We start from the raw sequence: 22675 nt of genomic DNA, 5'->3' as shown, positions 1-22675 counted from the left end.
GTCGGCGGCCCGCGTCGGCGGCCCGCGTCGGCGGGTGACCCACGACCCCACGCGACCCGCGGCCCGCCCGCGACGCCGCCGGCCCGGCGCCGCCGGCCCCCTCCCGGCCCTTGTCCGCGTGGGTGGTCACTCCTACTATTTCGGCATGCCGAAACTTTTGGTTCGGGGCCGCCGACAGGCGGTGGTGGCCGCGATGGTGGCGGGCGCGTGGGCGCTCGCGGCGTGCTCGGCGGCCGACGGCGGCGGCGGACGGGGGTACGGCGTCGGGGAGCTCGGCTCTGACGGCGACGGCGGCTCCGCCGTCGGGCAGGAGAACGGCCGCGCCGGCGAGGCGGAACGCGCGGGCGAGGAGGACGCTGCAGGCGGTGCCGACGACCGGCCGCTGGTCCTCACGACGTTCACGGTGCTGGCGGACATGGCGCGCAACGTCGGTGGCGAGCACGTGCGGGTGGAGTCGGTGACAGACGTCGGCGCGGAGATCCACGGCTACGAGCCGACGCCGGAGGACCTCACGCGCGGCCAGGGCGCCGACCTCGTGCTCGACAACGGGCTCGGGCTCGAGGCGTGGTTCGACCAGTTCATGGCGGACGTCGACGCCGGCCACGTGGTGCTCAGCGAGGGCGTGGAGCCGATCCCGATCGCCGGGCGGGAGGACGCGACGAACCCGCACGCGTGGATGTCGCCCTCGGCGGGGCAGGTCTACGTGGGGAACATCGTCGACGCGCTCGGCGACCTCGACCCCGCGCACGCCCAGGACTACGCGGCGAACGGGGAACGGTACGCGGCCGAGCTGGAGGAGGTGCGCCAGGGGCTCGTGGCCGCGCTGGGGACGCTGCCCGAGGAGCGCCGCGTGCTCGTGACCTGCGAGGGGGCCTTCTCCTACCTCGCCCGCGACGCCGGTCTGCGGGAGGCCTACCTCTGGCCGGTCAACGCCGAGCGGCAGTCCACGCCGCGGCAGGTCGCCGCCGTGATCGACCGGGTGCGCGAGGACGACGTGCCGGCGGTGTTCTGCGAGTCCACCGTCAACGCGGACGCCCAGCTGCAGGTGGCCGCGGAGACGGGGGCCCGCTACGGCGGGACGCTGTACGTCGACTCCCTCTCACGGCCGGACGGGCCGGTGCCCACCTACCTGGACCTGCTGCGCCACGACGCCGCGACCATCGTCGCCGGGCTCACCGGGGAGGGACGGCCGTGACCGTCGACTCCCGCCCCGCCGCCCCTGCCCTGGAGGTTCGGGACCTCACCGTGCGCTACGGCGCGGTGACCGCGCTCGACGGCGCCACCTTCACCCTCCGGACCGGACGCGTCACCGGGCTGGTGGGCATGAACGGCTCCGGCAAGTCCACGCTCTTCAAGGCCGTCATGGGGCTCGTGCGGCCCGCCGCCGGCCACGTCCGCGTGCAGGGCCTGAGCACCGAGCAGGCGCGCCGCCGCGGCGTCGTGGCGTACGTCCCGCAGACGGAGGACGTCGACTGGACCTTCCCGGTCCCGGTGCGGGACGTCGTCCTCATGGGGCGCTACGGCCGCCTGGGCCCGGCACGCCGCCCCCGGCGGGCCGACCACGACGCCGTCGACGCCGCCCTGGACCGCGTGGACCTGGCCGACCTCGCCGACCGGCAGATCGGGGCCCTGTCCGGCGGGCAGCGCAAGCGTGCCTTCGTCGCCCGCGGTCTCGCGCAGGAGGCCGGCGTGCTGCTCCTTGACGAGCCCTTCGCCGGCGTGGACCGGCGCACCGAGGCGACCCTGACCCTGCTGCTGCGCGACCTCGCCGCCGACGGGCGCACCGTCCTGGTCTCCACCCACGACCTGGCGCGCCTCGAGGAGCTGTGCGACGACGCCGTCCTGCTGCACCGCCGCGTCCTCCTGCACGCCCCGCCCGACGAGGTCCTCCGGCCGGACAACCTGGCCCGCGCGTTCGGCGTCGACCCGGCGGAGGCGACGCCGTGATCGAGCTCCTCGCCGAGCCCCTGGCCTACGGGTTCATGCAGCGGGCGTTCGTCGTCTCGCTCGTCGCCGCCGTGGTGTGCGGCGTGCTGAGCTGCTGGCTGGTCCTCATCGGCTGGTCGCTCATGGGCGACGCCGTCTCCCACGCCGTCCTGCCCGGCGTGGTGCTCGCCTACCTGCTGGGCGCGCCGTTCGCCGTCGGCGCGCTCGTCTTCGGCCTCCTCGCCGTCGGGCTGATCGGGGTGGTGCGGGACCGGTCGGTGCTCCGGGAGGACGCCGCCATCGGCGTCGTCTTCACCGTGCTGTTCGCCCTGGGGCTGGTGCTGGTCTCGGTCGTGCCGAGCCAGACCGACCTCAACCACATCCTGTTCGGCAACCTCCTCGGCGTCTCGACGGCGGACCTCGTCCAGGTCCTCGCGCTCGGCGCGCTCACCCTCGCGGTGCTCGTGCTCAAGCGGCGTGACCTCACCCTCTACGCCTTCGACCCCACCCACGCCCAGGCCATCGGCCTGAGTCCGCGCCGCCTCGGGGCGATGCTCCTGGCCCTGCTCGCCCTGACCGTCGTCGTCGCCCTGCAGGCCGTCGGCGTGGTGCTCGTGGTGGCGATGCTCATCGTCCCCGGCGCCACTGCTCGCCTGCTGACCGACCGGATCTCGCGCATGCTCGTGATCGCCCCGGCGCTCGCGGCGGCGTGCGCCGTCGCCGGCATCTACGCCAGCTACTACCTCGACACCGCCTCCGGGCCGATGGTTGTGCTGGCGCAGGGGACGGCGTTCGCCGTGGCCTACCTCCTCGCCCCGCGCGCCGGCCTGCTCCGCAGACGGCCGCCCGCCCCGGCTCGCGTAGCCTGAGCGCCGTGATCGAGGAGCTGACCGCCGCCAACCAGGACTATCTCAAGGTCATCTGGTCGGTGCAGGAGTGGTCGGACGACCCGGTCACCACCACGCTGCTCGCCCGGCGGATGGGGTTCTCGCCGTCGACCGTCTCCGAGGCGGTCAAGAAGCTCACGGCGCAGGGCCTGCTCCGGCACGCCCGCTACGGCGCGATCGAGCTCACCGAGCAGGGGCGGCGCGCGGCGCTCGCCGTCGTCCGCCGGCACCGGATCCTCGAGACGTTCCTCGTGGCCGAGCTGGGCTACGGCTGGGACGAGGTCCACGACGAGGCCGAGGTGCTCGAGCACGCCGTGTCCGACCGGCTGGTCGACGCCCTGGACGCCCGGCTGGGGCACCCGGACCGGGACCCGCACGGTGACCCGATCCCGGGCCCCGACGGCGCGGTGCCCAGCCCGCCGGCCGGCCAGCTCCACCTCGTGCCGGGGGGCGCGCGGGTGCGCGTCGCCCGGATCTCGGACAACGACCCGCAGGTGCTGCGCTACTTCGACGACCTGGGTGTCGCCCTGGACACCGAGCTGCACGTGGTGGACCGGCGGGACTTCGCCGGCACGCTGACCCTCCGGATCGCCGGACGCCCGGGCCCCGTCGAGGTGGGGCTGACGGCGGCCGAGTCGGTGTGGGTCGTGCGGGACTGAGCCCCGGCGCTCGACACCGGGCCGCCGCCCGGCTCCCCGGGGTCGCCGCCCGGCTCCCCGGGGTCGCGCACGGCGCCCGGGAGGGCGCTCAGCTCTCGCGGCCGTTGAAGGTCTCCATCGAGCGGTGGACCCCGAACGCCGAGGCCATCGCGTCCCAGGCGCGCGAGGGGAGCAGGCCGCGGGCCGCGCGGGCGACGAGGACCGTGGGCGGGGTGATGATGTGCGCGCGTCCGGCGAGCATGGCCCGCCACGCCTGGTCCACGGCCCGCTCCGGGGTGAGCACGGGCGTCAGCGCCACCGCCCGGGTGCCCGTGAACATCTCGGTCGCCACGTAGGACGGGCTGAACGTGGTGACCGCCACGTGGTGGTGACCTGCCTGGGCGAGCTCGAGGCGGAGGGTGTCGGACCAGCTGAGCAGCGCCGCCTTCGACGCGGCGTAGACGGACATGCGCGGGTTCGGCACGATACCGGCGGCCGAGGCGACGTTGAGGACCCGCTTGGGGCGCCCGCCGTCGGCGATCATCGCCGGCAGCAGGTGGCCGACCAGGCGCATCGGCGCGAGGGTGTTGACCCGCAGCGTGCGGACGGTGTCGTCGGGCGTGAGCTCCCAGAAGAAGGCGTTGCCGGTGATCACACCGGCGTTGTTGACGAGCACGTCCGGCACGACGCCGTCCGCGAGGAGCCCTGCGGCGGCGTCGTCGACCTGCGTCGGTTCGGTGAGGTCGACGACGTCGGTGCGGATCCGCAGGCCCGGCCGGGCGAGGGCCTCCGACGTCCGCGCGAGGGCGTCCGGGTCCCTGCCCCACAGGATCAGCTCGGCGGCGCCCTCGTCGGCGGCGCGCTCGGCGAAGAGACGGCCCATGCCGCGGGTGGCGCCGGTGATCAGGACTCGGGCGTGACGGACGGAACGGCTCACTGATGCTCCTCGAGGTCGGGCGGGAAAGTCAGATCCAGCTCGGCAGCCACATGTGCCAGCGCCAGAAGTCGTAGGAGACCGTCGCGCCGGTCCAGATCGGCCACCAGAAGACCGCAGCTGCCACCGCCAGGCCGACGACGACGCCCAGCACCGCCCAGGAGCGTGCGGTCAGCCGGACGGTGCCGTCGTCGGTGAGCAGCAGCGCGAGGCGCGAGGGCCGGGCCGGCGGCTCCGCCGTCGTCGCGGGGCCCGCGTCGGCCGTCGTTCCGGGGAGCGCGTCGGCCGTCGTTCCGGGGAGCGCGTCGGCCGTCGTTCCGGGGACCGCGTTCGCCGTCGTGCCGGGGAGCGCGTCCGCCGTCGTGCTGACCCCTGGGTCGCGGCGGGGCGGGCGAAGGAGGCCCGTGACCCAGCCGAGCACGAAGGTTAGGCACAGCACCACGTAGGGCACGAAGGCCACGGCGTAGAACGTGAAGATCGTGCGGTGCGCGTAGGCGAACCACGGCAGGTACATGGCCGCGTAGCCGGCGAGGATCGCCCAGGCGCGCCAGTCGCGGCGCCGCACGGCCGCGTGGACGAGGACCACCAGCGCGAGCGCGCCGAGCCACCACACCACGGGGTTGCCGAGCGAGGTGATCGCCTGCACGCACCGCTCCGCGCCGCAGGCCTCCGGCGGCGGAGCGGGGTCGGGCCAGAAGAACGAGGTCGGCCGCCACTGGATGATCCAGCCCGCCGGGTGCGCGGCGTAGGAGTGCTCGGGGGTGAGGTTGTTGTGGAAGTCCCACATCACGAGGTGGTACTCCCACCAGGAGTTGAGCGTGTCCGGCAGCCAGGAGCGGGGCACCGGCTCGCCGCCGGCGCGCAGGTCCGCGGCCCACTGCCGGCGGTAGGAGTCGGCGTGCGTGAACCAGGAGAACCAGGTCGCCACGTAGGTCAGCGCCGCCGTCGGGACGAGGGCGAGGAAGGCCGGGACGCCCCCGCGCAGCACACCCCCGGCCAGCCAGGAGCGGGCCCCGACGGCCCGGCGTGCGCACGTGTCCCAGACGAACACCATGACACCGAACACCGCGACGGCGTAGATGCCGGACCACTTGACCCCGCAGGCCAGGCCGAGCGCGACGCCGGCCCCCACGAGCCACCACCGCGGCCCCACCCGCGGGGCGAACCGCTCCGGCAGCGCCGCCCGGCCGCCGGCCCTTTCCTCCTCGACGGCGAGCACCGCCGCGGTCCGGCGGGCGAGGACCGCGCGGGTGGCCTCTCGGTCCTTCAGGACGAACCAGAATCCGACAAGTACCCAGAACATGAGGAAGATGTCGAGCAGGGAGGTGCGCGACTCCGTCAGGTGCATCCCGTCGATCGCGAGCAGCAGCCCGGCGACCGTCCCGAGCAGCGCCGAGCCGAACATCCGGGTGGCGAGGCGGGCGAGGAGCAGCACCGAGACCGTTCCGACGACCGCGGCCCCGAAGCGCCAGCCCGCCCCGTTGTCGGCGCCGAAGAGCCGCAGGCCGACGGCGATCATCCACTTCCCGACCGACGGATGGACGACGTAGTCGGCCTTGGTGGACAGGTCGGAGAAGTCCCCCTGGACGAAGCGGTCGTTGGCGTCGTCGGCGGGCCAGTCACCCTCGTAGCCGAGGGTCAGCATCGAGTACGCCTGCTTGACGTAGTACGTCTCGTCGAAGATCAGGCGCGTCGGATGGTTGAGGTTGACCAGGCGCATCACCGCGGCCAGGGCTGTGACCACGAGAGGGCCGAGCCAGCCCCAGAGGCGGGCGGTGGGGTCGAGCCGGTCACCCAGCGATCGCAGTCCCAGGCGACCCCGGAGGTCGTCCTCGATCTCGACGGCGGACCTGGGGTGTGCGGCGACGGCGGGCTCCGCGGTGCCCGAGCGGCGCTCGCGGAAGCCGCGGCGCATGACCGTGCGGGCGAGGCGCTGGCGGTCGTCGTCGGTGAGGTGCTCGCCCTCGCGCCGGGAGGGGAACGGTGCCGGCCCGGCGAAGATCGGGGGGTGCGGCGCTGGTTCGCCGCGGTCGTGCGCCGCATCGGGGCTGCCCAGCGCCACGCGCGTCGACTCGTCCGACTCGGTGCTCCCGCCCAGGTGGGGCGTCCGGTCAGGCGTGGTCACCCGGCGAGTGTAGGGCGATGGGGGAGACTGGGAGCGTGAGTGAAGCCGCCGTCCCCGACCGCGCCGCGGCGACCCCCGACGAGGCGCGCGGGGCGACGCCCGCCGTGGAGCCGGGCGCGATGTCCGCCGTCGAGCAGGGTCAGGCGTCCGCCCTGGAGCCTTGGGCGGTGTCCGCCATGGACTCCGGCACGGCGTCCGCCATGGAGCCGGGCGTCATCGTTCTCGCCGCCACGCCCATCGGTGACGCGGCGGACGCCCCTCCCCGGCTCCGGCGTGCCCTGTCCGAGGCTGACGTCGTCGCCGCGGAGGACACGCGACGGCTGCGTGCGCTTGCGGGCCGGCTCGGGGTGCAGGTGACGGGGCGCGTGCTGAGCTACCAGGAGCACAACGAGAGCCAGCGGGCCCCGGAGCTCGTCCGTGCGGCGCAGGAGGGTGCGCGCGTGCTCGTCGTCTCCGACGCCGGGATGCCCTCCGTCTCCGACCCCGGTTACCGGCTCGTGAAGGTCGCCGCGGACGCCGGGGTGCGGGTCCGCGTCGCGCCCGGGCCGTCCGCGGTCCTGACGGCGCTCGCGATCTCCGGGTTGGCGACGGACCGGTTCTGCTTCGAGGGCTTCGTGCCGCGCAAGGCGGGGGATCGATCCCGGGCGCTGCGTGCGCTCGCGACGGAGCCGCGCACGATGGTGTTCTTCGAGTCCCCGCACCGCCTCGCCGGCACGCTCGCGGACATGGCGGCGATCTTCGGCGCCGACCGGCCGGCCGCGGTGTGCCGGGAGCTGACGAAGACCTATGAAGAGGTCCGCCGGGAGCCACTGGGCAGCCTCGCCACCTGGGCAGAGGGCGGTGTCCGGGGGGAGATCACCCTCGTGGTGGCAGGGGCGGAGCCCGCTGTACCCGAGGTGGCCGACCACGTCGGACGTGTCCTGGCGCTCAGCGACGCCGGAGCGCGGCTCAAGGACGCCGCGGCGACCGTGGCGCAGGAGACCGGGCTCGGCAAGCGCGAGCTGTACGAGGCCGCCCTGGAGGCGCGGCGCTGAGGAGGTCCGACGCTGGCCCGGCCGAGGCTCTCTCGCCGCATCGGCCTCGCCGAGGCTGTCTCTCCCGCGCCGACCTCACTGTGACCAGCCTGTATCCACAGACGTGCGCTGTGTCGGTCTCTCCCCAGTCCGCGCCACGCCGCAGGTCGATGTCGGCGCCGTGTCCTACGTTCGAACACATGGACGAAGATGTCGGAGGGTTCGATGACGAGTTCGAGGATCCAGGAGCGGAGGGGGTGGCCGTCGGACCGCCGCCCGACCGATGCCTGTGGTGCCGCCTGGGTGCGGGCTGTGCCCGGCATGGCCGCGTCGCCGCAATGCCGGAGGGGCCGGTGGGTGCAGCGCTGAGCCGGGAGGAGGAGACTGCCGGGCTGCTCGCAGAAGCGATGCCGGACGGGGAGCTGCTCGACCTGCTGCTGGCCGTGGAACCCGACGAGGTCGACGACTATGCGGCGGTGGAGGTCGTCGCCGCGTTCAAGCGGCTCGAGGCCGCCGCCGCGGCAGGTGCCGCTCGAGCAGCCGCGGCACTGGCGGGGCGGGACTCGATGCACGGGCAGCTGCCGACGCGTCGGGCCGTGCGCGAGCTTGACTTCGCCGCGGACGAGCTGGCGATGCGGCTGGGAATGACCCGGAGCGAGGCGCGCAAGGTGGTGGACCTGGGCGAGGCGTTCACGGGGGTGCTGGCGGAGACTGGAGAGGCGTTGGCGCGCGGAGAGATCGACGCGCGCAAGGCAGGCATCATCGTCTCCGCGCTCTCCGGCCGGGCGGGTCCGGTCGCGTGGGGCGTGCAGGCCGCGGTGCTGCCCGGGGCCGGTCGCCGGACCCATCCCCAGCTCCAGCGTGACATCAACAAGGCGCTGGTCCAGTCCGGACCCGAGGACGCCCACGACCGTGGGCAGCGGGCTGCGAGGGAGCGGCACGTCACGCACCTGGAGCCCGGGCTGGACGGAATGGCGTCGCTGCGGGTTGTGGCCCCTGCGCACGAGCTGGTCGTGGTCGACGCCGCCCTGCAGGCCGCGGCGATCGGGGCACGGGCGGCGGGGGATGCCCGGTCCACGGACCAGCTGCGCGCGGACGCGCTGGTCGCCATGTCAGCCGCTGCCCTGGCCGCCGGGCGCATCGGCCCCGCCCCGGGGCCCTCGGGCCCCACCGGCGCGTTCGACCTGTCTGACCGGATCAAGATCACGGTGACCGTGCCGCTGTCGGTGGCCCTGCCCGCGGACCTCGACCACACCGGGCTCAAGACCACCTGTTGCGGCGCCACCACGGGCGCCATGGCTCTCGCGGGCGCCACCACGCAGGCCCGCGCCGTCGGTGACGAGACCCGGGGAGCTGGTGCGGAACCGAGCGGGTCAGGAGCGGGTCCGGGAGCGGGGCCCTCCCGGGCGCGGGTGCCGAGCCCGATGGACACCTACGGGGACGAGCCGGACGGGCCAGTCGCCATGATGGACGGTGTTGGCGCGATCACCCCGGAGGTCGCGCGCGCTCTGGCGGCGGGCGGCACCTGGCGGCGGGTCGTGCTCGATCCGTTCTCCGGGACCGTCCTGGATGTCGGTCGCACCTCGTACCGTCCACCGGCGGACCTGGCTCGCCTGGTCCGCGAGCGCGACGGCACCTGCGTCGCCCCGGGCTGCGCCGTCCCGGCCACGTCCTGCCAGCTCGACCACACGCTGTCCTGGGCCAACGGCGGACCGACCGCCGAGTGGAACCTCGGACCGCTGTGCGAGCGCGACCACCCGCTGAAGTCGTGCGGCGCCTTCGCAGTCGAGCAACCCGTGCCCGGGGAGTTCCTCTGGACCACACCCAGTGGTCACCGGTACCGCCGCACCCCCGACGGGCGCGTCACCACCCTGCCGCGCGAAGGATGGGAGGCAGACCCCGAACCACCGTTCTGAAGGGGAACGGACTGCCGCGGACGGGACTGTCGGCCAGAGGATTGTCCCGGACCGGACCGTCGGCCAAAGGATTGTCCCGGACCGGACCGTCGGTGACAGGGATACGGCGGAGGCCCACGGCGAGCCGTGGATCCAGGAGCACTGGTCAGGATCCGGGAGCGAGCCCTGACTTCTCCAGGGCGACGCCCGCGGCGGCCAGCTGCTGCCGCGCGAGCGCGCCGAGCTCGGGACTGACCGGGACCGTGAGGTCCGTGAGGACGCGGGTCTGCAGGCCCAGCTTCTTGGCGTCCAGCGCCGTCTCCTTGACGCAGTGCGACTCCACGAGCCCCACGACGTCCACCGAGGTGATGTCGGCGTCGCGGAGGATCTGCGCGAGCGTGCGGCCCTGCTCGTCCGTGCCCTCGAACCCGGAGTACGCGGCGGCGTACTGCCCCTTCCTGACCGAGGCGTCGAACGTCAGGCCCGCCAGCGCGGGGTGGAGCTCGGCCTCCGGCGTCCCGGCGACGCCGTGGGGCGGCCACGTGTCCACGAAGTCGGGCTCGTCGGAGAAGTGCCCTCCCGGATCGATGTGCCAGTCCTGCGTCGTGACCACCACGGCGTACTCGTCGCGGTGCTCCGCGGTGTAGCGCGCGACCCGCTCGGAGACGGCGTTCGCCCCCGGGGAGGGGAGTGCGCCGCCTTCGCAGAACGTGGGCTGGACGTCCACGAGGATGAGGGCACGCCCACCCTGACCGACGTTCTGGCTCACGGCGACCTCCGGATCCCGGCCCGCCCCGTCGGCGGACCTTGTGGTTCCCATTCTCTCCCGACGCACGCGACGACCTCAAAGCGCGACGCTGCCCGCAGCCGTGGCGAGGCTGAGAAGCGAGCACGTCCGCGCACAGATCCGGCGAAGCGGGATATTCGCTTCACCGCGAGCTGTTGCGGCCACCACAATGGCGAGGCCGCCGCTGCCAGCGCACGAACTGTCGACGCCCCGGTGACTTCCGCACGTACCGACTCGTGCTCGCGCACACGTCGGCTGAACCGCTACCGAACCTGCAGCCGTCCGCCGTGGGCGGACCGGAGGAAACATGACTGACGAGCGCCTCACCACCGAGGTCGTCAACCGCGAGACCGCCGGCGGTCAGGGCTCCGGGGGCCAGACCGACCGGCTCGAACCGTCGGCCCGGCTGGTCATCTCCCTGCTTCTCGTCTCCTCCTTCGTGGTCATCCTCAACGAGACGGTCATGGGCGTGGCGCTGCCGCGGATCATGGACGGCCTCGGCGTCCCGGCGACCTCGGCGCAGTGGCTCACCACCGCGTTCATGCTGACGATGGCGGTGGTCATCCCGATCTCCGGCTTCCTGCTGCAGCGGTTCAACACACGACCGGTGTTCCTCGCCGCCATGACCCTGTTCAGCCTCGGCACGCTGCTGTGCGCGATCTCGCCCAGCTTCGGCGCGCTGGTCGTCGGGCGCGTGGTCCAGGCCAGCGGCACGGCGATCATGATGCCGCTGCTGATGACGACGATCATGACGCTGGTCCCGCCGCACCTGCGGGGGCGCACGATGGGCAACATCTCGATCGTGATGTCGGTGGCGCCGGCTCTCGGCCCCACCCTCTCCGGGCTCGTCCTGAGCGCGCTGGACTGGCGCTGGCTCTTCTGGCTCGTCCTGCCGATCGCCCTGTTCGCCCTCGGTCTCGGCGCCGCCCGGGTCCAGAACGTCTCCACCACGCGACCCGGCTCGATCGACGTGCTGTCCGTGCTGCTCTCGGCGCTCGCGTTCGGCGGGCTCATCTACGGTCTGAGCGCCGTGGGCTCCGCCGCGCACGGCGTCTCGACGGTCCCGCCCTGGATCCCCGTGGCCACCGGCGTGATCGCGCTCGCCGCCTTCGTGCTCCGTCAGCTGGCCCTGCAGCGCTCCGACCGCGCGCTCCTCGACCTGCGCACCTTCGTCGCCCCGATGTTCACGATCGGCGTCGCGCTGATGTTCGTCCTCATGGCGGCCCTGTTCGGCACGATCATCCTGCTCCCGATCTACACCCAGGACGTGCTGGGTCTGGACCCTCTCGCCACCGGGCTGCTACTGCTGCCGGGCGGCCTGCTGATGGGCCTCCTCGGCCCCGTTGTCGGGCGCATCTACGACCGGCGCGGGCCGCGGGTCCTGGTCGTCCCCGGCGCCGTGCTCGTCAGCATCTCGCTGTGGTCGTTGACGCTCCTCGGCGAGACCACTCCGGCGATCTTCGTGCTCGGCGTCCATGTCGTCCTCAGCGCGGGCCTGGGGCTGATGTTCACCCCGCTGTTCACCACCTCCCTCGGCTCGGTCCGGCCCGAGCTCTACTCCCACGGGAGCGCGCTGGTGGGCACAGCCCAGCAGCTGGCGGGCGCCGCCGGCACCGCAGTGTTCGTCGTCGTCATGGTGACGCGGGCAGCGGGCCTGTCCGGGGACGGACTGGCCCCGGAGGCCCCCCTCGCGGGCGGGATCCGCACCGCCTTCCTCTGCGGTGCCGTGCTCTCCCTCCTGGCCGTCGTCGCGGCGTTCTTCGTCCGGCGGCCCGAGGAGATCGGGTCCTCGACCCATTGACCCCGCCCCGCGGCCGGGGCTACGACGGGACACATGCTCAAGGTCGGCGTTGACCTGAGACGACGGCTCGCCGTCGTCATCTCCTCGGCACTCATGCTCGTCGTCGGTACGGCCACGGCGGGAGCCGTGCCCCACGACGTCGATCCACCGCAGCCGGGCCTCCCGCCCCTCGTCTGGCAGAGCTGCGGGGAGCGGCTCGAGGCGTTCCAGTGCGCGACGGCGCAGGTGCCCACCGACCACGACGATCCGGCCGCCGGGACGACCACGATCGCGCTGACCCGGCTCCCGGCCACGGCGCCCGACCAGCGCATCGGCAGCCTCTTCCTCAACTTCGGCGGCCCCGGCGGGCCGGGGGTGGACCTCCTCCACCTGCTCGGCGGCGAGCTCCTCCACCCCTCGGTGCGGGCACGGTTCGACGTCGTCGCGTTCGACCCCCGCGCGGTCGGCCGGTCCGACCCCGCCACCTGTTTCCGCGACGCCGAGCAGGAGCGGGCCTTCATCCGGACGCTCCCCGCCTTCCCCGTCGAGCCGGCGGAGGAGGCGCGCTTCACCGCGTCCGCCGCCGTGCTCGGAACCGCCTGCACCGTGCTCTCCGGGAGCCGCATCGCCGCCGCCTCCACCGCCAACGTCGCGCGCGACCTCGACCTGCTCCGCGAGGCCGTCGGCGACGAGGCGCTCACCTACCTCGGCTACTCCTACGGCACGTTCCTCGGTGCCACCTACGCGGCGCTCTTCCCCGACCGGGTGCGCGCCCTGGTGCTCGACGGCACCGTGCTGCCGCAGGACTGGGTCGGCGAGGGTGACGACCGTGTGCTCGGGTGGCGGCTCGGCCAGCACGTCGCCGCCGAGCAGGCCTACGGCGAGTTCCTCCGGCTGTGCGAGCTGGCCGGCCCTGAGGGCTGTGCGCTCGCCGCGCTCGGCGACCCCGGCGAGGTGGTGGAGGGCCTCCTGGCCCGCCTGCGTGCAGAGCCCGCGGTGTTCCCGATCGGGGACGGGACGACGAACGAGCTCGGCTACGACGACGCCGTCTCCCTCATCTTCCTGTCGATGTACGCCCCGCAGGCCTGGGGCGCGCTCGCCGCGACCCTCGCCTCGCTCGCACCGCAGCCGGCAACACCGAAGCCGCCGACACCGCAGGCGGGGGAGCCCGGCCCGGACCCTCGGGCGATCGGTGATCTGCTGCGCCGGCTGGGCCTCATCGAGGACTACCCCTCGGCCGGCGGCTCGCTCGCCAGCCTCTGCGTCGACACCGAGGACCCGGTCGGACCCCTCGGCTTCCCCGCCCAGGCCGACGCCGCGGACCGGGAGGTGCGGCACTTCGGCAGGATGCGCGCCTGGGCGACCCTGCCCTGCGCGTTCGTCCCGGTCGTCGACGAGGACGCCTACACCGGCCCGTGGGAACAGTCCGTGGACGAGCCCGTGCTGGTGATCGGCACGCGGTTCGACCCCGCCACCCCGTACGCGGCCACGGCGCCCTACGCGGACCTCTGGCCGGACGCGCGGGTGCTCACCGTCGAGGGGTACGGGCACACCACCTTTGTCCCGAGCACCTGCGCGAACCTGGCGATCGCCACCTACCTCGTGGACCTGCAGGCGCGTGACGGGGCCATCTGCCGGCAGGACGTCACGCCGTTCGCGCCCCTGCCGCAGGAGCTGGACCCGGAGCGGGCGGTCCCGCAGCTGCTGCCGGTCGGCCCGCTGGGCTGATCAGGACAGGCGCTCGCGCAGCCAGGCGATGTCGGCACCCTGCTCGAGGGCGCCGCCCGGCGTCTCCACGACCACCGGCGCGCCCGCGGCGCGCACCACCTCGGCGAGCTCACCGGCGTCGAGGCTGCCCTGCCCGAGATTGGCGTGCCGGTCGGCGCCGGAGTCGAACGCGTCCCGGCTGTCGTTGGCGTGAACCAGGTCGATCCGGCCGGTGATCGCCCGCGCCCGCTCGACGATGCCGGCGAGGGGCTCGCCGCCGGCGAAGGCGTGGCACGTGTCGAGGCAGAAGCCGACGGTGTCGCCGCCGTCCGCCTCGAGCACCGCGCCCCACAGCTGCTCCAGTCGCTCGAGCCCGCGGGCCATGGCGCGGTTGCCACCGGCGGTGTTCTCGATCAGCAGGGGCACGGGCATCTCCAGGCCGTCGATGCACTTACGCCAGTTGTCGAAGCCCTTGGCCGGGTCGTCGTCCTTGAGCACGTGCCCGCCGTGCACCACGAGCCCGGCAGCACCCACCTCGGCGGCGACGTCGAGGTGCTGCTGCAGCAGCTTCCGGCTCGGGATGCGGATCCGGTTGTTCGTCGTCGCGACGTTGATCACGTACGGCGAGTGCACGTACAGCGTGATCCCGGCCTCCTGGGCGGCGCTCCGCAGCGCCTCCGCGCCCCCGGGGTAGCGCACCTCCGGGCCCTTCCAGCCCTGGGGGTCGCCGAGGAAGAACTGCGCGAGGTCCGCACCGCGGGCCAGCGCCTCCGCGACGGGGTCTGCCTGGTCGACGTGCGCTCCGATCGGACTCATGGGCAACGACGATAGCCCGGCCCGCTGACGGGCGGGCCAGGGGCCCCGGGCCCGACCCCGGGCCGGGCCCGGCGCGGGCGACGACGGCGGAGGGTGCGCCGTCGGCCGGGGGGGGGGCTCGCCGTGCCAACTAGGCTGGCCACCATGACGCGCATCCTCTCCGCCGTGGCCTGGCCCTACGCCAACGGGCCGCGCCACATCGGTCACGTCGCCGGCTTCGGCGTGCCCTCCGACGTCTTCTCCCGCTACATGCGCATGGCGGGCCACGACGTCCTGATGGTCTCGGGCACGGACGAGCACGGCACGCCGATCCTGGTCGCCGCCGACGCCGCCGGGGTCAGCGCCAAGGAGTTCGCCGACCGCAACAACCGCGTCATCGTCGAGGACCTCGTCGCCCTGGGCCTGAGCTACGACCTGTTCACCCGCACCACCACCCGCAACCACTACGCCGTGGTGCAGGAGATGTTCCGCACCGTCCGGGACAACGGGTACATGGTCGAGCAGGTCACCCAGTCCGCCATCAGCCCCTCCACCGGCCGCACGCTGCCGGACCGCTACATCGAGGGCACGTGCCCCATCTGCGGCTACCAGGACGCGCGCGGGGACCAGTGCGACAACTGCGGCAACCAGCTCGACCCCACGGACCTCATCGACCCGCGCAGCAAGATCAACGGCGAGACGCCGGAGTTCGTCGAGACCACGCACTACTTCCTCGACCTTCCCGCGCTCGCGGACGCCCTCGGCAAGTGGCTCGACGACCGGGCCGCGTCCGGCACGTGGCGCCCCAACGTCATCAAGTTCTCCCAGCACATCCTCGAGGAGATCAAGCCCCGGGCGATGACGCGGGACATCGACTGGGGCATCCCGGTGCCCGGCTGGGAGGACCAGCCCACCAAGCGCCTCTACGTGTGGTTCGACGCGGTCGTCGGCTACCTCTCCGCCTCCATCGAGTGGGCGCGCCGCACCGGCGACCCGGACGCCTGGCGCGGGTGGTGGAACGACCCGGAGTCTCTGTCCTACTACTTCATGGGCAAGGACAACATCGTCTTCCACTCCCAGATCTGGCCGGCCGAGCTGCTCGCGAACAACGGGGAGGGCGACCGCGGCGGGGCGCCCGGCACGTACGGCACCCTGAACCTGCCCACCGAGGTGGTCTCCAGCGAGTTCCTCACGATGGAGGGCAAGCAGTTCTCCTCCTCGCGCGGCGTCGTCATCTACGTCCGCGACGTCCTCGAGCGCTACCAGCCCGACGCGCTGCGCTACTTCATCTCCGCCGCCGGCCCCGAGACGCAGGACGCCGACTTCACCTGGGCCGAGTTCGTCCGCCGGACCAACGGCGAGCTCGTCGCCGGCTGGGGCAACCTCGTCAACCGCACCGCCACGATGATCGCGAAGAACTTCGGCGAGATCCCGGCGCCGGCCGAGCTCGAGGCGATCGACACCGAGCTGCTCGAGCAGATCCGCGCCGGCTTCACCACCGTCGGTGACCTCATAGGCCAGCACCGCCAGCGGGCCGCCCTCGCGGAGGCGATGCGCCTCGTCGGGGAGGCCAACACCTACGTCACCCGCACGGAGCCGTTCAAGCTCAAGGCGCCCGAGCAGCGCGCCCGCCTGGCCACCGTGCTGCACACCCTCGCCCAGGCCGTCGCCGACCTCAACGTCATGCTCAGCCCGTTCCTGCCGCACTCCGCCAACGACGTCGACCGCGTCCTCGGCGGCACCGGCGACGTCGCCCCCATGCCGCGGCTCGACGAGGTCGAGGACCTCGACGGCGGCGACCCCTACCCCGTCATCACCGGCGACTACCGCCGCGGCGAGAACATGGCGCCCTGGGAGTCCCGGCCCGTCGTGCCCGGCACGCCGGTGGCGAAGCCGACCCCGGTCTTCACCAAGCTCGACGAGGAGATCGTCGAGTCCGAGCTCGCCCGGCTGCGCGGCCGGCCCACGCCGTGAGCGCCGGCGCGAGCCAGACGGTCGTGAGCAAGAAGCAGCAGAAGAAGCGTCGCGGCTGGCCCGAGGAGCCCGAGGTCCTGCCCTCACCGGTGGTCGACAACCACGCGCACCTGCCGGTCCTGGACGACGACGGCGCACCCGTGGACGAGTTCGACGTCGCCCTCCCGCCGGGCGAGGAGCCGCTGACGACGGCGCAGCAGATCGCCCGCGCCGCCCGCACCGGGGTGGCGCGCATCCTCACCGTGGGCTGCGACGTCCCGTCGCTCGCGGGGTCGGTGGCCCTCGCCCACGCGCACCCGGAGATCGCCGCGGCGCTCGCCATCCACCCCAACGAGGCGCCCCTGCACGCCGGCGTCCGCGAGATCGCCCCCGACGGTCTCGACCCGGCGGTCCGCGAGCACCACGCGCTCGCTCTCGACGACGCCATCGCGCGGGTCGCCGAGCTCGCGCGCGACGAGCGGGTGGTGGCGGTGGGGGAGACCGGCCTGGACTTCTTCCGCACGGGCGACGAGGGCCGCGCCCACCAGGTCCGTGCGTTCCGCGAGCACATCGCCCTGGCCAAGGAGCTGGGCAAGGCGCTGCAGATCCACGACCGCGAGGCCCACGCCGAGGTGGTCGAGACGCTGCTCGCCGACGGCGCCCCCGACCGCGTCGTCTTCCACTGCTTCTCCGGCGACGTCGACCTCGCCCGCACGTGCGCCGAGCACGGCTGGTACGCCTCCTTCGCGGGCCCCGTGACGTTCCGGAGCAACGACGCGCTGCGTGCCGCCCTGCGCGAGCTCCCGCCCGAGCTCGTCCTCGTCGAGACCGACGCGCCGTACCTCACGCCCGCGCCGTACCGGGGTCACCCGAACGCCTCGTACGTCATGCCGATCACGGTGCGCACCGTCGCCGAGCAGCTCGGGCTCGAGCTCGGCGAGGCCTGCCAGCGCCTCACCGCCAACACGGACGCGGTCTACGGCCCCTGGTGATCCCGCTCCCGGCGAGACGTCACGAACTCGCCGAGACGTCACGAACGCGGCGAGATGTCACGAGCTTGCCGCTGCCCACCCTCCTCGCTGAGGCGTCACGAACTCCCCGGTTCGTGGGCGCACTCGTGGGATCTCACGGGCCGGGCGGGGGACGTTTCCGGGAGCTGTGTGGGGCATCGCACGTCCAGAGCCGAATCGGCCGACTTTGCATCAGATAACAAATCGGTTACGGTCGCTCTCGGCCCGTCTCCCCTCCAGACAGGACAACACTTCGTGGCTCGACACACCGCGGAGCGTGGCACCGCTGCGCTCGTCACCGACACGACGCCCGTCATCGGCGTCCCCCAGCCCGGGACCCGTCGGGCGGCACGGCTCGCCGAGAGCGAGCAGCAGGCCTCGAAAGGCTCCGGCGCGCTCGGGATCCCCGGCGTCGCGGTCAAGGCGCTGCGCGGTGGCGTCCTGGGTGCCGTCGTCCTGGGCACCGGCGCGTTCACCGTCTCGCAGGTCTCGGCCGAGCCGGGCGTGACCGAGGGCGCCGACCTGGCCGCGGTCGAGGCCGGCACGCTCGCGCTGCGCGACGTCGATGCCGCCTCCCGCTCCCAGATCGCCGGCCGCCTGGCCCTCGAGGCCGACGGCGCCCGCAGCTTCTCCCTGGTTGTCGACGGCGAGACCCGGGAGATCACCACGACCGCCGCCACGCTCGGCGAGGCGCTGGCCGAGGCCGGGATCGTCGTCGGAGGGGACGACGTCGTGACGGCCAGCCTCAACGCCGCCGTGCCGGCCGGTGAGACGGTCGAGGTCCTGCGCGCCACGTCCGAGCACGTCACCGAGGAGACGGTGGACAAGCACGGCGTCGTCGAGAAGGAGGACGACTCCCTCCCCGAGGGCGAGCGCAAGGTCGAGACCGAGGGCGTCGACGGCGTCACGACGGAGACCTACCGCGTCGTCACCGCCGGGGGAGAGGAGGTCAGCCGCGAGCTCGTCGCGACCGTCGTCTCCAGCACCAAGGTGGACGAGGTCGTGCTCGTCGGCACCAAGAAGGCCGTCGAGGCCGCCCCGGCAGAGGCTGCAGCCCCCGTCGCCAGCTACTCCGGCGACCCCCGCGCCATCGGCCGGCAGCTCGCCGCCGCCCGCGGCTGGGGTGCCGACCAGTTCTCCTGCCTGGACAGCCTGTGGACCAGGGAGTCCAACTGGAGCGTGACCGCCGACAACCCGACGTCGAGCGCGTATGGCATCCCGCAGGCGCTGCCCGGGTCCAAGATGGCCTCCGCCGGCGCCGACTGGGCGACCAACCCGGCCACGCAGATCACCTGGGGCCTGGACTACATCGCCGGGCGCTACGGCACCCCGTGCGGGGCGTGGGGCCACTCGCAGAGCGTCGGCTGGTACTGAGCCCCGCTCGCCACGAGCGGATCAACGTTCGCCTCCACGGCGGACGTCGACCGCCTCGCCCGCGCACAGGCCGGCGTCCTGTGGTGAACGACACGTGGACGCCAAGATAACAATTCGATTACATTCGTTCCGGTCCGGTCTTCCGGGCTGCTGCAGCGGGTGCTCCTGACCCGCACCTGACCGCCGGATCAGACCGACGTCGGGCCGTGCCCCGCCCGGGGCATGACGAACGCTCGCCACGCGAGCTCACGTCACGCCCGCCACGCTCTGTGCCCGGGCCGCGCGACAAAGGATCCAACGTGAGCGCGCCGAACTCCCTCCAGCCCACCACCTCCCCCCACGCCGCGGACTCCGCCCCCAGCGTCGAGACCGCCGCCCCGGCCAAGAAGCGCCGCCGCCTCCTTCCCCTGATGGCCCTCGGCCTGGCCCCCGTGCTCGTCGCCGGCGGCGCCGTCGCGGCCCACGCCCACAAGAGCGTCGACCTCGAGATCAACGGCCAGACCCACACGCTCTCCACCTTCGCCGGTTCCGTCGAGGGCCTCCTCGCGGAGCAGAACATCACGCTCGGCGAGCACGACCTCCTCGCGCCCGGCCCGGACTCCGCGCTGAGCGACGGCGCCGACGTCGTGGTGCGCACCGCGCGCCAGGTCACCGTCGACGTCAACGGCGAGCCCCAGGTCGTCTGGACCACCGCGCTGACGCAAGGCGACCTGGTCAGCAGCATGTTCGAGTCCGGCCGCGAGGTCACCCTGGCGGCCTCCCGCTCCCTCGACCGGACCTCGCTGAGCCTGCCGCTGGTGGTCGACGGTTCCGTCGACGTCGTCGCCGACGGCGAGACCAAGCGGGTGGAGCTCGAGGGCGAGGCCTACGTGGCCGACGCGCTCGAGGCCGCCGGCGTCGAGGTCTCCCGCACCGACCGCGTGGAGATCGGCTCCGCCGACGACGGCACGGTCGAGGTGACCGTCACCCGCGTGGTCGCCGGCGAGCGGACCGAGACCGAGCCCGTGGACTTCAGGACCGTCGAGCGCGAGGACGACTCGCTCTACGTCGGCCAGAAGAAGGTCGTGGAGGAGGGGAGCGCCGGCGAGCGCACGCGCACCTTCGCCACCATCACCGTGGGCGGCAAGGAGGTCACCTCCGCGCTGCGCAGCGACGAGGTGACCACCGAGCCGGTGGACCGCGTCATCGCGATCGGCACCAAGGAGCGCCCCGCCCCCGAGCCGGAGCCTGCACCCGCCCCGGCCCCCGCCCCCACCACGAGCGCGCCGTCCTCCAGCACCTCCGGCGGCGCGGCGCCGACCAGCGGCGTGTGGGCGCAGCTCGCGCAGTGCGAGTCCGGCGGGGACCCGACCGCCGTCAGCGCCAACGGCCTGTACTACGGCCTGTACCAGTTCTCGATCGGCACCTGGCAGGCGATGGGCGGCAGCGGCCTCCCCTCGCAGGCCTCGCCCGCCGAGCAGACCCAGCGCGCCCAGGCGCTCCAGGCCCAGTCCGGCTGGGGCCAGTGGCCCGCCTGCGCCTCCAAGCTGGGCCTCATCTGACGCAGAGGTTGCTGCCCGGCCGTCGCGTACCGCTCGAACAAGTGGTTCCGTGTCGAGCAAGCCGTCTCAAATGTTCTTGCTCGGCATACGAGCTCTTGCTCGAGCATCCGGAGGCGGCGGCCCACGGCAGGCACGGCGCCCCACCCGTTCGCGGGTGGGGCGCCGCTGTCGTTCCCGCCGATAGGCTCGCGCAGTGACCGCCGAGCCTCCCACCGCCCCCACCGGACCCGCCGGCCTGCTCGGCCCGGCCGACGTGCGCCGGCTCTCCGAGGCGCTCGGGGTGCGGCCCACCAAGACCCTCGGCCAGAACTTCGTGCACGACGCCGGGACCGTGCGCCGCATCGTCCGGTCGGCCGCCGTCGGGCCCGAGGACCTCGTCCTCGAGGTCGGCCCGGGCCTCGGGTCGCTCACGCTCGCGCTGCTCGAGACCGGGGCGCGCGTGGTCGCCGTCGAGATCGACCCCGCGCTCGCTGCGGCGCTGCCGGGCACCGTCGCGGCCAGGATGCCCGACGCCGCGGACCGCCTGGCCGTCCTGCGCGCGGACGCCATGACGGTCACCGGCCCGGAGGACCTCCCGTCGCCCGGGGGAGTGCCGGCCCCCGAGGGAGTGCCGGCCCCCACCAAGCTGGTGGCGAACCTGCCCTACAACGTCGCGGTGCCCGTCCTGCTCACCCTGCTGGAGAACCTGCCTAGCCTGTGCGAGGTGCTCGTCATGGTCCAGGCCGAGGTGGCCGACCGGATCGCCGCGCCGCCCGGCTCGCGCACCTACGGCGTGCCCTCGGCGAAGGCCGCCTGGTACGCCGAGGCCGCGCGCGCCGGCACGATCTCGCGCAGCGTGTTCTGGCCGGTGCCCAACGTGGACTCCGCGCTGGTGCGCCTCACCCGGCGCGAGCCCCCCGGGACGACGGCGAGCCGCGAGGAGGTCTTCGCCGTCGTCGACAGCGCCTTCGCCCAGCGCCGCAAGACGCTGCGGGCGGCGCTGGCCGGCTGGGCGGGCTCCCCGGCGGCCGCCGAGGAGGCGCTGCGGGCCGCCGGGATCGACCCGAGCCTCCGCGGCGAGCGGCTGGGCATCGCCGAGTTCGCCCGGATCGCCCAGCAGGCCGGGCCAGCAGGTGCGGCCGGCGCCAGGTCTGGCACGCTGGGCGCGTGAGCGCCGTCCACGTCCGGGCCCCGGGCAAGATCAACCTCGCGCTGCGCGTCGGCCCGCCCCGTCCGGACGGCTACCACCCGCTCGCGACGCTCTTCCAGGCGGTCTCGCTGTACGAGGACGTCGTCGCCAGCCCCGCCGACGACGTCACCCTCGAGATCCGCGGCCGCGGCGCCGACCTGCCCACCGACGGCCGCAACCTCGCGGTGCGCGCCGCCAAGCTGCTCCGCGAGACGTCAGGCACGGAGGCCGGGGTGCACCTGACCCTCACCAAGCAGGTGCCGGTCGCCGGGGGCATGGCCGGCGGGTCGGCCGACGCCGCCGCCACCCTCCTCGCATGCGACCAGCTGTGGGGGACCGGCCTGGGCCGGGAGGAGCTGGGCGAGCTGGCCGCCGAGCTCGGCGCCGACGTGCCGTTCGCGCTGACCGGCCTCTCCGCCATGGGCACCGGCCGGGGGGATCTGCTCGCACCGGTCATGAGCCGGGGTCAGTACCACTGGGTCCTCGCCGTGCAGGCCGAGGGGCTGTCCACCCCCGCCGTCTTCCGGGCCTTCGACGACCTGCACGGGTACGCCCCCGCCCGGGTTCAGGCGGCGGGCCCCGCCGCCGGCCGGGACGGGGCGGACGACGGCGCAGCCAGGCTGGCCGCCGCGGACGCCCCGCACCCGCGGGACGCGCCGGACGCCCACGCGCCGGACGCCGCCGAGGGGGACGCACCCCGGCTCGACGACGGCATCGTCTCCGCGCTCCTGAGCGCGGACCCGCTCGTGCTCTCCCGGTCGCTGCGCAACGACCTGCAGGAGGCGGCGCTGGCGCTGCGCCCGGAGCTGGGCGACGTTCTCGCCGCCGCCGACCGCGCCGGTGCGCTGGGGGCCGTCGTCTCGGGGTCCGGCCCGACGGTCGCCGCCCTCGCGCTCGACGCCCCGCACGCCGCCAGCGTGGCGGGGGTGATGCGCGGCGCCGACGTCGCCGCCGAGATCCTCACCGTCACCGGGCCGGTGCCGGGCGCCCGGGTGCTCGAGCACGTCGGGCGCCGGGTCTAGCGGCCGGCCGCCACGGCGGCCCGCACGTGACGGCGCCGGGCAGGGGCGCGGTACCGTCCCGGCCCCACGGTTTGCGACACTGGACGACGTGCTCGTGAACCCCCGCCTCCCGCTCACCAC

The 22675-nt window shown here is 74.1% G+C and carries 18 protein-coding genes; 14 read left to right on the top strand and 4 right to left on the bottom strand.

The annotated features are described in order from the left end of the window. The first annotated feature begins 145 nt into the window (after nucleotides 1–145). Genes ABD774_RS18720 through ABD774_RS18705 form a run of 4 tightly spaced genes read left to right on the top strand, consistent with a single transcriptional unit; the run spans nucleotide 146 to nucleotide 3472 of the window. Complete coding sequence (locus ABD774_RS18720) at nucleotides 146–1195, top strand: metal ABC transporter substrate-binding protein (RefSeq protein WP_345044625.1); 1050 nt, start codon at nucleotides 146–148, stop codon at nucleotides 1193–1195. After that, a complete protein-coding gene (locus ABD774_RS18715; protein WP_345044622.1) occupies nucleotides 1192–1947 on the top strand; it encodes a metal ABC transporter ATP-binding protein in 756 nt (251 codons plus the stop codon). Before ABD774_RS18720 ends, ABD774_RS18715 begins: the two co-directional genes overlap by 4 nt. 35 nt (nucleotides 1948–1982) lie before the next feature. Beyond that, nucleotides 1983–2795 carry a metal ABC transporter permease gene (locus ABD774_RS18710; protein WP_486327342.1) on the top strand — a complete coding sequence of 271 codons (813 nt, stop codon included), beginning with the start codon at nucleotides 1983–1985 and terminating at the stop codon, nucleotides 2793–2795. Next, complete coding sequence (locus tag ABD774_RS18705) at nucleotides 2792–3472, top strand: metal-dependent transcriptional regulator (RefSeq protein WP_486327343.1); 681 nt, start codon at nucleotides 2792–2794, stop codon at nucleotides 3470–3472. The genes ABD774_RS18710 and ABD774_RS18705 overlap by 4 nt, the downstream gene beginning before the upstream one ends. Nucleotides 3473–3560: 88 nt before the next feature. On the opposite strand, the gene ABD774_RS18700 is transcribed toward ABD774_RS18705, so the two are convergent. Beyond that, entirely contained in the window at nucleotides 3561–4388 is an 828-nt protein-coding gene (locus ABD774_RS18700) for an SDR family NAD(P)-dependent oxidoreductase (protein WP_345044617.1), read from the bottom strand. A 28-nt stretch (nucleotides 4389–4416) separates the two neighbouring features. Beyond that, nucleotides 4417–6510 (bottom strand): dolichyl-phosphate-mannose--protein mannosyltransferase, encoded by a 2094-nt coding sequence (locus ABD774_RS18695; protein ID WP_345044614.1) that lies wholly within the window; start codon nucleotides 6508–6510, stop codon nucleotides 4417–4419. A 200-nt stretch (nucleotides 6511–6710) separates the two neighbouring features. On the opposite strand from ABD774_RS18695, the gene rsmI reads away from it, so the two are divergent. Then, the gene (gene rsmI, locus ABD774_RS18690; protein WP_425554602.1) at nucleotides 6711–7544 is read left to right on the top strand and encodes a 16S rRNA (cytidine(1402)-2'-O)-methyltransferase; all 834 of its coding nucleotides are present in this window, start codon (nucleotides 6711–6713) and stop codon (nucleotides 7542–7544) included. Nucleotides 7545–7876: 332 nt separating this feature from the next. After that, nucleotides 7877–9439 (top strand): HNH endonuclease signature motif containing protein, encoded by a 1563-nt coding sequence (locus ABD774_RS18685; protein WP_345044612.1) that lies wholly within the window; start codon nucleotides 7877–7879, stop codon nucleotides 9437–9439. Between the two features lie 145 nt (nucleotides 9440–9584). Here the strand turns inward: ABD774_RS18685 and ABD774_RS18680 are convergent, their stop codons facing one another. Then, nucleotides 9585–10187, bottom strand: a complete 603-nt coding sequence (locus ABD774_RS18680; protein ID WP_345044609.1) for an isochorismatase family protein — start codon at nucleotides 10185–10187, stop codon at nucleotides 9585–9587. Between the two features lie 325 nt (nucleotides 10188–10512). Between ABD774_RS18680 and ABD774_RS18675 the strand changes: the two genes are divergently transcribed. Then, nucleotides 10513–12006 carry a DHA2 family efflux MFS transporter permease subunit gene (locus ABD774_RS18675; protein ID WP_345044607.1) on the top strand — a complete coding sequence of 498 codons (1494 nt, stop codon included), beginning with the start codon at nucleotides 10513–10515 and terminating at the stop codon, nucleotides 12004–12006. 33 nt (nucleotides 12007–12039) lie between these two features. Continuing rightward, nucleotides 12040–13713 (top strand): alpha/beta fold hydrolase, encoded by a 1674-nt coding sequence (locus ABD774_RS18670; protein ID WP_345044604.1) that lies wholly within the window; start codon nucleotides 12040–12042, stop codon nucleotides 13711–13713. On the opposite strand, the gene ABD774_RS18665 is transcribed toward ABD774_RS18670, so the two are convergent. Further along, on the bottom strand, nucleotides 13714–14508 hold the full coding sequence (locus ABD774_RS18665) for a deoxyribonuclease IV (protein ID WP_345044601.1): 795 nt from the start codon (nucleotides 14506–14508) through the stop codon (nucleotides 13714–13716). Nucleotides 14509–14652: 144 nt separating this feature from the next. Between ABD774_RS18665 and metG the strand changes: the two genes are divergently transcribed. The 6 genes from metG (at nucleotide 14653) to ispE (ending at nucleotide 22555) form a co-directional block, all read left to right on the top strand. Continuing rightward, a complete protein-coding gene (metG, locus tag ABD774_RS18660; RefSeq protein WP_345044599.1) occupies nucleotides 14653–16461 on the top strand; it encodes a methionine--tRNA ligase in 1809 nt (602 codons plus the stop codon). A 23-nt stretch (nucleotides 16462–16484) separates the two neighbouring features. Next, a complete protein-coding gene (locus ABD774_RS18655) occupies nucleotides 16485–17432 on the top strand; it encodes a TatD family hydrolase (RefSeq protein WP_345044596.1) in 948 nt (315 codons plus the stop codon). A 273-nt stretch (nucleotides 17433–17705) separates the two neighbouring features. Then, nucleotides 17706–18824 (top strand): resuscitation-promoting factor, encoded by a 1119-nt coding sequence (locus tag ABD774_RS18650; protein WP_345044594.1) that lies wholly within the window; start codon nucleotides 17706–17708, stop codon nucleotides 18822–18824. A 299-nt stretch (nucleotides 18825–19123) separates the two neighbouring features. Beyond that, entirely contained in the window at nucleotides 19124–20365 is a 1242-nt protein-coding gene (locus ABD774_RS18645; RefSeq protein ID WP_345044591.1) for a resuscitation-promoting factor, read from the top strand. A gap of 193 nt (nucleotides 20366–20558) precedes the next feature. Further along, the gene (gene rsmA / locus ABD774_RS18640; protein WP_345044588.1) at nucleotides 20559–21515 is read left to right on the top strand and encodes a 16S rRNA (adenine(1518)-N(6)/adenine(1519)-N(6))-dimethyltransferase RsmA; all 957 of its coding nucleotides are present in this window, start codon (nucleotides 20559–20561) and stop codon (nucleotides 21513–21515) included. Then, a complete protein-coding gene (gene ispE, locus ABD774_RS18635) occupies nucleotides 21512–22555 on the top strand; it encodes a 4-(cytidine 5'-diphospho)-2-C-methyl-D-erythritol kinase (RefSeq protein WP_345044586.1) in 1044 nt (347 codons plus the stop codon). The genes rsmA and ispE overlap by 4 nt, the downstream gene beginning before the upstream one ends. Nucleotides 22556–22675: the final 120 nt, after the last annotated feature.

The organism is Georgenia daeguensis (genome assembly GCF_039537705.1).
Classification (GTDB): Bacteria; Actinomycetota; Actinomycetes; order Actinomycetales; family Actinomycetaceae; genus Georgenia; species Georgenia daeguensis.
This window is presented reverse-complemented; position numbering and strand designations above follow the sequence as displayed.

Excerpts from the sequence above, each read along its gene's own strand:
- ABD774_RS18720 (WP_345044625.1), top strand. The coding sequence starts at position 146 with ATGCCGAAACTTTTGGTTCGGGGCCGCCGACAGGCGGTGGTGGCCGCG.
- ABD774_RS18710 (WP_486327342.1), top strand. The coding sequence starts at position 1,983 with ATGCAGCGGGCGTTCGTCGTCTCGCTCGTCGCCGCCGTGGTGTGCGGC.
- rsmI (WP_425554602.1), top strand. The coding sequence starts at position 6,711 with ATGGAGCCGGGCGTCATCGTTCTCGCCGCCACGCCCATCGGTGACGCG.
- ABD774_RS18675 (WP_345044607.1), top strand. The coding sequence starts at position 10,513 with ATGACTGACGAGCGCCTCACCACCGAGGTCGTCAACCGCGAGACCGCC.
- ABD774_RS18670 (WP_345044604.1), top strand. The coding sequence starts at position 12,040 with ATGCTCAAGGTCGGCGTTGACCTGAGACGACGGCTCGCCGTCGTCATC.
- ABD774_RS18665 (WP_345044601.1), bottom strand. The coding sequence starts at position 14,508 with ATGAGTCCGATCGGAGCGCACGTCGACCAGGCAGACCCCGTCGCGGAG.
- metG (WP_345044599.1), top strand. The coding sequence starts at position 14,653 with ATGACGCGCATCCTCTCCGCCGTGGCCTGGCCCTACGCCAACGGGCCG.